The organism is Streptosporangiales bacterium, from assembly GCA_009379825.1.
In the GTDB taxonomy this organism is placed as follows: domain Bacteria; phylum Actinomycetota; class Actinomycetes; order Streptosporangiales; family WHST01; genus WHST01.
In genome coordinates, this window is record WHTA01000126.1 from 1 (window position 1) to 9,949 (window position 9,949).

At 71.9% G+C, this 9,949-nt stretch carries 12 protein-coding genes; 4 read left to right on the forward strand and 8 right to left on the reverse strand.

From position 1 onward, the window contains the following. Positions 1–134: 134 nt before the first annotated feature. A complete protein-coding gene (locus tag GEV07_29610; protein MQA06685.1) occupies positions 135–518 on the reverse strand; it encodes a cold-shock protein in 384 nt (127 codons plus the stop codon). A 44-nt stretch (positions 519–562) separates the two neighbouring features. Continuing rightward, on the reverse strand, positions 563–1,930 hold the full coding sequence (gene larE / locus GEV07_29615; GenBank protein MQA06686.1) for an ATP-dependent sacrificial sulfur transferase LarE: 1,368 nt from the start codon (positions 1,928–1,930) through the stop codon (positions 563–565). Between the two features lie 154 nt (positions 1,931–2,084). Here larE and GEV07_29620 point away from each other — a divergent pair, with 154 nt between their 5' ends. After that, positions 2,085–2,564, forward strand: coding sequence for a hypothetical protein (locus GEV07_29620; GenBank protein ID MQA06687.1), 480 nt, complete (start codon positions 2,085–2,087; stop codon positions 2,562–2,564). An 11-nt stretch (positions 2,565–2,575) separates the two neighbouring features. Here the strand turns inward: GEV07_29620 and GEV07_29625 are convergent, their stop codons facing one another. From GEV07_29625 to GEV07_29640, 4 genes are read right to left on the reverse strand one after another with little or no spacing between them, the layout of a single operon-like run. Then, positions 2,576–3,478, reverse strand: coding sequence for a hypothetical protein (locus GEV07_29625; protein MQA06688.1), 903 nt, complete (start codon positions 3,476–3,478; stop codon positions 2,576–2,578). A 23-nt stretch (positions 3,479–3,501) separates the two neighbouring features. Further along, positions 3,502–4,098, reverse strand: a complete 597-nt coding sequence (locus GEV07_29630; protein MQA06689.1) for a 1-acyl-sn-glycerol-3-phosphate acyltransferase — start codon at positions 4,096–4,098, stop codon at positions 3,502–3,504. Further along, positions 4,098–4,895, reverse strand: coding sequence for a phosphatidate cytidylyltransferase (locus tag GEV07_29635; protein MQA06690.1), 798 nt, complete (start codon positions 4,893–4,895; stop codon positions 4,098–4,100). Before GEV07_29635 ends, GEV07_29630 begins: the two co-directional genes overlap by 1 nt. Beyond that, positions 4,892–5,476, reverse strand: coding sequence for a phosphatidate cytidylyltransferase (locus GEV07_29640; GenBank protein MQA06691.1), 585 nt, complete (start codon positions 5,474–5,476; stop codon positions 4,892–4,894). The genes GEV07_29635 and GEV07_29640 overlap by 4 nt, the downstream gene beginning before the upstream one ends. Here GEV07_29640 and GEV07_29645 point away from each other — a divergent pair. After that, complete coding sequence (locus GEV07_29645) at positions 5,475–6,884, forward strand: PQQ-binding-like beta-propeller repeat protein (protein MQA06692.1); 1,410 nt, start codon at positions 5,475–5,477, stop codon at positions 6,882–6,884. The genes GEV07_29640 and GEV07_29645 overlap by 2 nt on opposite strands. 6 nt (positions 6,885–6,890) lie before the next feature. Here the strand turns inward: GEV07_29645 and GEV07_29650 are convergent, their stop codons facing one another. After that, a complete protein-coding gene (locus GEV07_29650; GenBank protein MQA06693.1) occupies positions 6,891–7,289 on the reverse strand; it encodes a hypothetical protein in 399 nt (132 codons plus the stop codon). Continuing rightward, the gene (locus GEV07_29655) at positions 7,229–9,226 is read right to left on the reverse strand and encodes a hypothetical protein (GenBank protein ID MQA06694.1); all 1,998 of its coding nucleotides are present in this window, start codon (positions 9,224–9,226) and stop codon (positions 7,229–7,231) included. The genes GEV07_29650 and GEV07_29655 overlap by 61 nt, the downstream gene beginning before the upstream one ends. 86 nt (positions 9,227–9,312) lie before the next feature. Here GEV07_29655 and GEV07_29660 point away from each other — a divergent pair, with 86 nt between their 5' ends. Both GEV07_29660 and GEV07_29665 read left to right on the forward strand, forming a co-directional pair. Next, on the forward strand, positions 9,313–9,813 hold the full coding sequence (locus GEV07_29660; GenBank protein MQA06695.1) for a hypothetical protein: 501 nt from the start codon (positions 9,313–9,315) through the stop codon (positions 9,811–9,813). Positions 9,814–9,859: 46 nt separating this feature from the next. Continuing rightward, positions 9,860–9,949: IS5/IS1182 family transposase (locus GEV07_29665; protein MQA06696.1), on the forward strand; the 90-nt coding region annotated here is incomplete at its 3' end.

Consider the following 9,949-nt stretch of genomic DNA (forward strand, 5'->3'; position numbering starts at 1 on the left):
CATTTGATCCTGCGACACGTGTCCGAACCCGACCACGTCTGGGCATGGTCAACCTGGCGTCGACGACGCCAACACCAAGCCCGAACCAGCCACTATCGCACCCGCGGCCACCCACCCCATGTGCCGTTGCAGTACTAGGGGTCGATGTCGTCGGCGACCGCGCGCAGCACCGTGGCGAGTCGCTTCGCGGTGCGGTTGTCCGGGTGCTTGCCGCGCCGGTAGCTGCCTTCGACGTCGTCGAGCATCTTGATCAGGTCCTCGACGATCACGCCCATCTCGTCGGGCTTCTTCCGCTGCCCCTTCGCCACCGAAGGCGCGGCGTCGAGCAACCGCAGTGACAGCGCCTGCTGGCCACGCTTACCCTCGGCCACCCCGAACTCGACCCGTTGCCCAGGACGTAGCGACGTGACGTCGGCCGGAAGTGCCGACGAGTGCACGTACACGTCGCCGCCGTCGTCTCGGGTCACGAAGCCGAAACCCTTGTCACGGTCGTAGAACCTGACCTTGCCAGTGGGCACCGGTGTCACTCGTCCTCTCGTTGCTGCCGCGCCAGCGTAGCGCCTCAGGCCAGTAATTCGTTCATGGCGCCGGACCGGAAGCCGCGCTCGTCCACCTCGACCCGGTCGAACCCGGCGGCGGTGACGGCGGACACGCATCCGGTCGACGCCGCGACGACCGGCACCTGTGCGGGATCGACCTCGACCCTGGCGTGATCGCCGAGGTCACGGACACGGAGATTCCGCACCGGGATGCCTTCCGTAGCCAGCGCCTCACGTAGCGCAGCTTCGGCGCGTTCGACCCTGGCCAACCTGGCCGACGTGATGCGCACCCCGTACGCCACCCGGCTGGACAGGCACGCGGCGGCCGGCTTGTCCCACGTCGACAGGCCCATCCGCCGGCTCGCCGCACGTACCTGCGCCTTGCTGAGGCCGGCGTCGCGCAACGGGGTGCTGGCCCCGCGCTGTGCCGCGGCCTTGATCCCCGGCCGGAACGGGTCGACGGCGTCGTCCGCGTTGGTGCCGGTGACCACGTGCGCCATGCCGTACTGCTCGGCCAGCGGGGTGAGCACCTCGAGCAGCTCGGCCTTGCAGAAGTAGCAGCGGTCGCCGGCGTTGGCCTGGTAGCCCTCCCGGCTGATCTCGTCGGTGGCGGGCAGGACGTGCCGCACGCCCAAGCTGGCGGCGAACTCCGCGGCCGCCGTACGTTCCGCGTTCGGCAGGCTGCCGGACACCGCCGTGGCGGCCAGCACGTGGTCGGCGCCGAGCGCGTCGACGGCGGCCGCGAGCACGAACGCGGAGTCGGCACCGCCGGAGAACGCCACCACGACGCTGCCAAGCGTTCGCAGCTGCTCGGTCAACGCCTGCAACCGGGTGTCGAGCACGTGCTCGACCAGCCAGTCGCCGAACCCGGTGAGATCGTCCAGCAACACGTCCGCACCCTCGGGGAGCACGCCACCGGTACGTACTCCGACCGCAACGGCGTCGGCCGCCCGGGCGGCACGGACGTCGCCGGGGTGGTCGCCGACGTAGACGGTGCCGCCGCGCTCACGCAGTGCCTCCCCCTTCGCCTCCGCCCACGCCTGGCCGACGACCTCGTCCACGTCCAGCCCGAGGTGCTGCAGCGTGGCCTCCGCGCTCGGCGCGTGCTTCGCGGTGATGACCACGACCCTGCCGCCGAGCCGGTGCACCGCATCGACGGCGTCGGCCGCGCCAGGCAGCGCGGTGGTCGCTGGGATCGCCAGCTCGTACATCGAGCGGTAGCTGGTGACGGCCTCGTCGACCTGGTCGGCGGGGAACCACTGGGCGGCCTCCCACTCCAGCGGCGGGCCGAGCCGGCCGATCACGGTCTCCACGTCGATGTACACGCCGGTGCGCGCGGACAGCTCCCGCCAGATCCTGGCGATGCCGGCGCGCGCGTCGGCCAGCGTCATGTCGAGGTCGAAACCGACGACGAGTGGTGGTTGCTCTGGCACGGTGCCAGCCTATGCGCCAGCCGACGACTGTGCGGCCAGGGAATCGGCCGCCGACCGATTCACCTGGCCGAACACGTGGCGTTCGTCACGTCCTGGGGGCACAATGGCGGCCGTGGCGGAGATCAAGGAAAACCCCGGCGACGGGGACACCGCGGACGGCCCGGACGAGGCCGAGGACCCCGCGGCGCGCGTACTGGCCGAGGAACGCGAGCAGCTGGCGGCGGAGGAACGCGAACGCGCCCGCGCGGAGGAGGAACGTGCCCGCGAGGAGGAGCGGGAACGGGAGCGTGCCCGCAGCGCGGCGACGCGGGCCAGGACCGTCCGCTGGGCCACCACGATCGTCTCCATCGGCTCCGCGGTCTTCGCCATCGCGCTCGCGCTGCACATCGTCTTCGTCGTCTTCGACGCCAACCCGGCGAACCCGCTCGTCGGCCTGGTCGCGGGGCTCGCTGAGGGCCTCGTGGTGTTCTTCAGGGACCTGTTCACCCCGGAGGACGACCGCGTCGGGGTGCTGGTCAACTACGGCATGGCGGCGATCTTCTGGCTGCTGGTGGGCCGGGCGCTGGTCGCCCTGCTCCGCCGCATCCGCTGACGGCAGGCCGCTCAGTCGTCGCCTTCGGCCTCGTACATGCCGGGGTAGAGCTCCTCCATCAGGTCGAAGAGCGCGTCCCTGCGCTGCACCAGCCGCCGGCCCTCGTCGGCCAGGTCGCCGTTGCCGCTGCTGTCGGCGGCGAACAACCGGACCACGGCGGCCGCGAACAGCTCCTCGAAGCCCGCCGCTATCTCGTTGGCCGCCCGGTGCTCGGACAGCTCTTGCTCCGGCAGCCGCGCGGCCTCGCAGACCTCCTGGATGACGTCCGCGGAGCAACCACTCGCCGCGCCGAAGGCGCTACGCCACATCGCCTCGAGCGTGACGGCGTCGGCCTGCGACGCGTACGAGCTCACCAACCGCTTGACCAGGCCGCCGAGCGCGTCGCTGTTCACCGGTGCACCGGTGCGGTGCAGCCACGGCGCCGGCGAGCTCGTGGCCTCGGCCACCTGTGGCGTCTCGGCCGCCGGCGCTGGCTGTGCCTCCTCGGCTGCCGGTGCCTCGTCGCCGCCGTCCTGGTCGAAGTCGACCTCCGGGTGGCGTTCGACGACCATGTCGAGCAGGTCGCAGTACCTGTCGTTGATCTGCCGCGCCTCGGCGACCAGCGCAGCCGGGTCGTCGTCGTCGCCGTAGAGGACCACGTCGGCGCACAGCCGTACGACCACGTCGCTGACGCCGTTCATCACCTCGACGACGACCGCGTCCGTCGGCTGCGTCCTGCTCGGGTGCGGTACGCACCCACGCACCTGCTCCTCGACCGACTCGGCGTCTGCGCCGGTCACCGTGGCGACCAGCCCCACCCAGTGCGAGGTGAGGTCCGCGTCGGGACGGGCGGCGGCGTACTCGCCGACCAGCCGGCCCCAGGCGGTCGCCGCGGCCGTGCGGTCGAACTCCAGTTGCTCCACGTTCTCGCTCACGCCCCGAACGCTACCGCCAGCTGTCAACCGGCGGGCGCCCGGTACGGCGCCGGCTCGGCGAGCGCCCGGGTCAGCACGGCCCGCGCCTCGGCGAGGTCCGTCACAGGCGCGCCGATCCGTACGGTCACCGGCCGCCGGCGGAACACCCCGTGTACGGGCAGCATCTCCCGCGTGCCGTGCATGGCGACCGGCACAAGCGGCACCCCGGCGGCCGCCGCCAGCCGCGCCGCACCCGAGCGGAAGTCGCCCAGCGAACCGTCCCTGGTCCGCGTGCCCTCGGGGAAGAGGACCACCGCGCCGCCGGCACGCAGCAGCGGCACCGTCTCGAGCAGCTGCCCGCACCCACCGCGCTCCCGCGAGATGCCGAACGCGCCGACCACGGTGCCGGCGAACCAGGCGCGCATCCTGCCGGCGAACCAGTAGTCGGCGGCCGCCGCCACCACCGGACGGCTGCGTGCGGGCAGCGCGGCGAGCAGGGCGGGCGCGTCCGCGTGCGACGAGTGGTTGGCCACCAGCACGTAGCCGCCCTCGGGCGGCCGTCCCTGCACGGTGAGACCACCGGTGCAGGCGAACACCGATCGCCAGAGCAGCTGCCGCAGCAGGTATCGGAAACCACGCATCAGCTCAACACCACCGCGACGGCCAGCGCGACGAGCAGCGAGTCGACCCGGTCGAGCAGCCCGCCGAACCCGGGCAGCCACGAACCGGTGTCCTTCACCCCGTACGTACGTTTCACCATCGACTCGATCAGGTCGCCCAACGGCGCACCGAGCACCACGGCGATGGCCAGCGGCCAGCTCAAGGCGCCGAGCAACGCGAGCACGACCGTGCCGCCGACGGCGGAACCCAGCACCCCGCCCCAGGTCTTCGCCGGCGACAACCGCGACAGTGCCGGCCCGCCGAGTAGCCTGCCGCCGCACCAGGCGGTCACGTCCGCGAGGCACACCGCGAGCACCAGCGGGAGCGCTGCGTCGCCCAGCGACACCAGCCCGCACAACGGGAGCAGCCATGCCAGCCCGAACGCGGAGGCGGCCGCGCGACGGCCACCGGCGGCACCGTCGTGCGCGAGCACGGCCGGCAGCGCGACGGCCACCAGCGTGAGCGGCGCCAGCCGCGCGACCAGGTCTGGCGCCAGCCAGACGGCGACAGGCGCCACGGCGACCAGGCCGGTGAGCACCGCACGGTCGGCGGCCGGCAACGCGACCAGCCGTCCGTACTCCAGCGCGCAGACCGCGGCCACCACCCCAGCGAGGGCCACCGGCCCGTACGGCTGCAGCCAGAACGCGAGCGCAAGCACGCCGGCGATCGCCACCCAGGTGAGCCAGCGCCGCACGAGCTCCCGCTGCCCGGACAGCATCGCGCCCACGCCACCGGCGCCGAGCAAACCACCCATCCACTGCACCATCAGGTACGTCATCGGGCACCTCCGAGCAGCCGCCACGCCCGCACCAGCCGCACACCCGCGGTGAACGCGGACCCGGCAGCGAGCACCGCGAGCACGGGCACGTAGTAACCGGTGCCGACCGCCACGGCGGCGAGCACACACCGCTCCGTCTTCCCCACCGGTCCGCCCTGCAGCCGGACCGCGCCTGCCGCTGCCGCCGACAGCGACACACCGGCGGGCAGGAGTGCCGCACACGCCGCGGCACCGACCAGCCACCACGGCACGTGCACGGCGAACGCCGCTATCACCACCATGTCCGCAAGCCGGTCGGACAGCTCGTTGACAACGGACCCCCGAGCCGTTGTCCGCCCCGACTCCCGCGCGATGCCCCCGTCCAAGTTCGCGCAGGCGAGCCGTCCGACCAGCAGCAGACCCACCACGAGCGCGGTGACCGCGTGTGGTGGAGCCAGGACGATGGCCGGCGCAGCGGCGGCCGCGCAGCCGACACCGGCGATGCTGACCGCCGTCGGTGACACCTGCCGTGCCACCAGCCGGCGACGCACCCCGGTCAGCTGACGCGCGTACCACGGCTTCAACGCATAGAGACCATCCATGGCCACTACGTTGGCCGAACCGGGCCGTACGCCGCGTCCGCCGAACTACTCGTTCGGCCTGAGTACCTGTACTCACCCGCCCCCACGGCGGTCGGCAGCCGCTACCGTAAGGATCGACACGGGCGGAGGGGGTGGAAGCGAGGCAGGGTGGGGCGCAGTCGATGGCGCAGGGCCGCCGGTAGTGGTGCGCTCGTGGTGCTTCTCGCGGCCGGCCTCGCCGGTTGCACCGACGAGCCGTCGGCGAAGTCCGAAGACGCCGAAGCCTTCGGCGCTCTCCGGCGGGGTGCGCACTTGCGACGACGGTGACACGTGCGCCGAGTCCGGCGCACTGCGCTGGTCGCGGCCGCTGCTCGACCCGTACCGCGCCGACGTTGAGTACGGCGACTACCTCGCCATCCGTCCGGTCGTCACGTACGAGCACGGCGACGCCACCCGGCTGCTCGCCGACGACGACACGGTGTACTTCGCGTCGGGCACCCAGCTGCTCGCGCTCGACGCGGCCACCGGCAAACCACGCTGGTCGCACCGCTACCCGAAGTCCGCCGTGGGCGGGTTCAACGAGCTGCGCATGGTGGGCGGCCGGCTGCTTGTCGCCCAGAGTCTGCTGGGCGAAAAGAGGCAGTACCTGTCCGTGGACCCACGCACGGGCGACCGGATCGTGATCCCCGTGCGAGACGGGGAGAACGACCTCCTCCCGTGGGGCGAGACCGACCACGAGACGCCGCGCGACGAGCTCATCCTGTCCACCGCTGGCTTCTGGGGCTCTGCCGGTGCCGATACCGTCCGCAGCGTCGATCCCACCACGGGGCGCACGTCGTGGCGCACGAAGCTCGGCCAGTCCTGGCAGAAGACGGTCCGCGACGGCGTGCTCTACCTCGACGACTACCGCGAGCGGGCGGACATTCCCAAGAACCGCGAGCAGCGGCACGAGACCCGCGCGATCCAGCGCGTCGACCTGCGGACGGGCAAGCGGCTGCCCGACATCGAGCTGCCGAAGAAGCTGTGGGGCAAGCACCACATGGCCTACGTCACCAAGGACGAGACCATCGTGCTCGAGGACGCCCCCATCGACGGCGGCGCCAAGTACGCCGTCGACGAGAACGGCAGGCAACTCGACCAGGTGCCGGCGGACGAACCGGAGCGGGAGCGCCAGACCGACGACGAGGAGCCCGTACGAGCCGAGGGACCCGACGGCAAGGTGCAGCGGTTGGTGGGCTACAAGTCCGGCGCGAAGCGCTGGACCGGGCCAAGGATGATGGCGCCAGGGGAGATGCTGCGTGTCGGCACCACACCCCGGCTCGCGGTGGCCCTCGCGTGCGCGCCCGACGGCATCGAGGCGGCCACGCTGACCTCCCCGTTCCCCGGCGTGCGGTGTACGAAACCGCGGGTGTTCGCCGTCACCTGGTGAGCCTGGTCACGGCGCGCCGCACCGGACGCGGTCGCAGGTGAGCACATCCGAGTGGCCGCGGTCGAAGAGCTCGTCTGCGGCGCCGATGTCGATCCGCAGCACGACCGGCCGGTTGTCACGGTCGACGGTCACGGCGGTGTTGCCTGGACCGGCGTCCCAGCGGTCGAGCGGTACGTTCGTCCGCCGCTCGCAACCGGTGTCCTTGCACGCCACGAGCACGAGCTGTCGTGCCGTGAGGTCGTACGTCACCACCAGCGGGCGCCCAGTGCGGTCCACCGTGAGCGTCGGCCACGGATGCGCCCACCCCTGCCCGGTCAGCGCGTACGACTCGCGTTCCTTGCACGTCAGGTCGCCGCACGACAGCAGCCGCACGGTGCCGTCGAGGAGGTCGCGGTACGCGACCACCGGCCGTCCGGAACCGCTGAAACGCGACGTCCACCCCGACCTTGTACTGCGACTCCAGCTCCGAACGGATACGGCTCGGTTCGACCAGCACCGTGCGCCGCGGGTTGGCGCATTCGGCGTCGGCGCAGCTGTACTGCGTGACCTCGCCGCTGTTCGTGTTGGTCAGCACCACCGCGGCCCGACCCTCGTGCGCGGCCAGCGCGAGCAGCTCGGACTTGTGCGGGATGATGCTCAGGTCGGGCTGGTCGAGCACCGTCTTCTTCGGGTCGGCGCAGCGCTCGTCGGCGCAGTGGTACACGGTCAGGTCGCCGCCCTCGACGAACGACGCCACCCACGAAGCCGCCGTCCCCGTCGGCGGCAACCGTCGTCCGCACCTCGAGACCGTCGAGCCCGTCGCCCTCGTACTGCGGTTCGTGCCGGTCGAGCACGGGGGCCCTCTCGGCCGCGTCCGTGGTGCACTCCGCCGGTCGGCAGGTGAGCAACCGCAGCTTGGGCAGACTGTCCTCCTCGTCGCGCGTGTAGCCGTCGTCGCTGCGCCAGCCGCTCAGCACGACCTGGTTGCCGTGTGACGCCGACGCGACTCCCGAACCGATCAGGGAGAGCGAGTCGTCGCTGTCGTCGCCGTCCTCGTCCTCGTCGTCCGGCAGCTCGACGCACTGCGCACCCACGCACCGGTCGAAGTACACGGAGTCGGACAGCCGGGTCACCACGGTGACCGAGCCGTCCGGCATCGGCACCAGCCGGTGGCGCAGGTCCGAGGTCGAGTCGCTCAGCTCCGCCGCCGCGTACGCCGGCACGCCGACCGGGTTCAGCCACAACAGCCCGACGGCGAGCGGGCCGGGCACCAGCAGCCCGGCGACCACCCACAGTGCCACGTCCCGCCGGCGGCCGGCCACCCACCGCCACTCCCGCGGCGGTGCGTCCAGCACACCGAGCAGCCGATCGCGGTCGATCGCGTGCTCCTCGCGGTGCAGCGGCAGGTACGTGTGCGTGTCGCCGGGCGCGGCCTGCAGGTCGGCCACCACCTTGTCGTAGAACAGCACCGACACCTGCACCGACGCCAACACCGCGAGCGCGAGCACGGCCACCGCCCAGCCGAGCACCGCCACCAGCAACGCGGCCCGCCACGGCGGCAACCACTGCCCGAAGATGTCCGGGATTCGGCTGACCCCGTAACTGAGCCCCCACGGAATCCCGTAGCCGAAGAACAACACCAACAACCCGAGACGGAACATCCGCCCCCGCGTCAGCTGCACCGAGCGCCGCAGTGCACCGAACGGACCCCGCCGCTCCGCCAACGCCACCGGCCACGCTACTGCGAACGGCGAGAACACCAGCCAGCAGACGAGGCCGACAAAGGTGATCGCCACCCCGATCGGTAGCTCGGTGAACGTCGAGGCGAGCACTGCTGCCAACAGCACGGCGACGAGCAGCACACCGAGCAGCCACAGCACGAACAGCGTCGGCAGCCGCTTAGCCGCCGCGACGGTCGCCGCCCGCAGCGAGAGCACGGGCGCCTGTGCCTCCTCGGCGGTCTCTCCATCCGCCTCGCCTGCCTCGCCGGACGATATGCGTACGCTCTCCGCGATGCCGACCAGCGTGGCCGCCCCGTGCCCGACGAACATCGCCAGCACGCCGACCACCAGCAGCACACCACCGACGACCAACCACGTTGTGGAGAAGCCGAACAGCTCGACCGACCCGTTGACCACCGCCGTGTCGCCGACGAGTTGCAGCGGCACGATCGCCAGCAGGCTGACCAGGTAGACCGGCACGTACGCCAGCAGGATCACGCGCAGCCGCCTGCCGGGAGCCCGCACCGCGTAGCCGTAAGGGAAGATCCCGAGCCGCGCGTCGACCGGCCGCACCTCTACCGGGGTGGCGTCGGGCGTGGGATCGCTTGGCGGTTGCGGCTCACCGTGCTCGTCGGTCGACATTCACCGTTCCTTTCGACACCAGTGAGGGTAGCGGCGCGGCGGCGCCACTTGACCCGATACCGGGGTACAGGACTTACCGTCCCGGCATGGACGCAAGGCCGGCGGCACGGGTTGCCGAACCGACGACCAAGTGCCGACAGATCGGCCGCTGGGGGACGCTGGCACGGGTCGTCGTCGGCGGGGTGCTGCTCGGCACGGCCCTCGACGGACCGCACGTCGTCGACGGCGTCGACCCGTGGGCCTGGCCGTTCGCGCTCGTCGTGTTCCCCGCGGCACTCGTCGGCGCCCAGTGGTTACGCTCCCGTCGCCGCACAGCACCCGTGCGGGCCACCGGGCCGATGGCCCACGTGCTCAACATCACGGTGTTCGCCGCCCTCTACGGCACGACGTGGTACGCACCTTCGGTCGCGGTGCTCAGCGACACCGCGGTCGTCTTCTACGGCGTGTCGATGGTGCTGGCGGCCGTACGGGGTTACGCGGGCTGCGAGGTGCTCGCCGTCTCGAACTGGCTGCTGCGCCGCGACGACCAGGTGGGCTGCCTGCTCTTCTGGCCGGTCGACGCGGCCGAGGCGCGCCGGCGCCGCTAGGGCGTGTCTCGTAATTGATCGGGTTGTTGGCTGGGATCGTGGTGGTGTGTCGCGTTTCCAGTTGCTCTCGGATGGTCAGTGGGCGTTGATCGAGGGGTTTCTGCCGGGTCCGACCGGCCGGAAAGGGCGCCCGTTC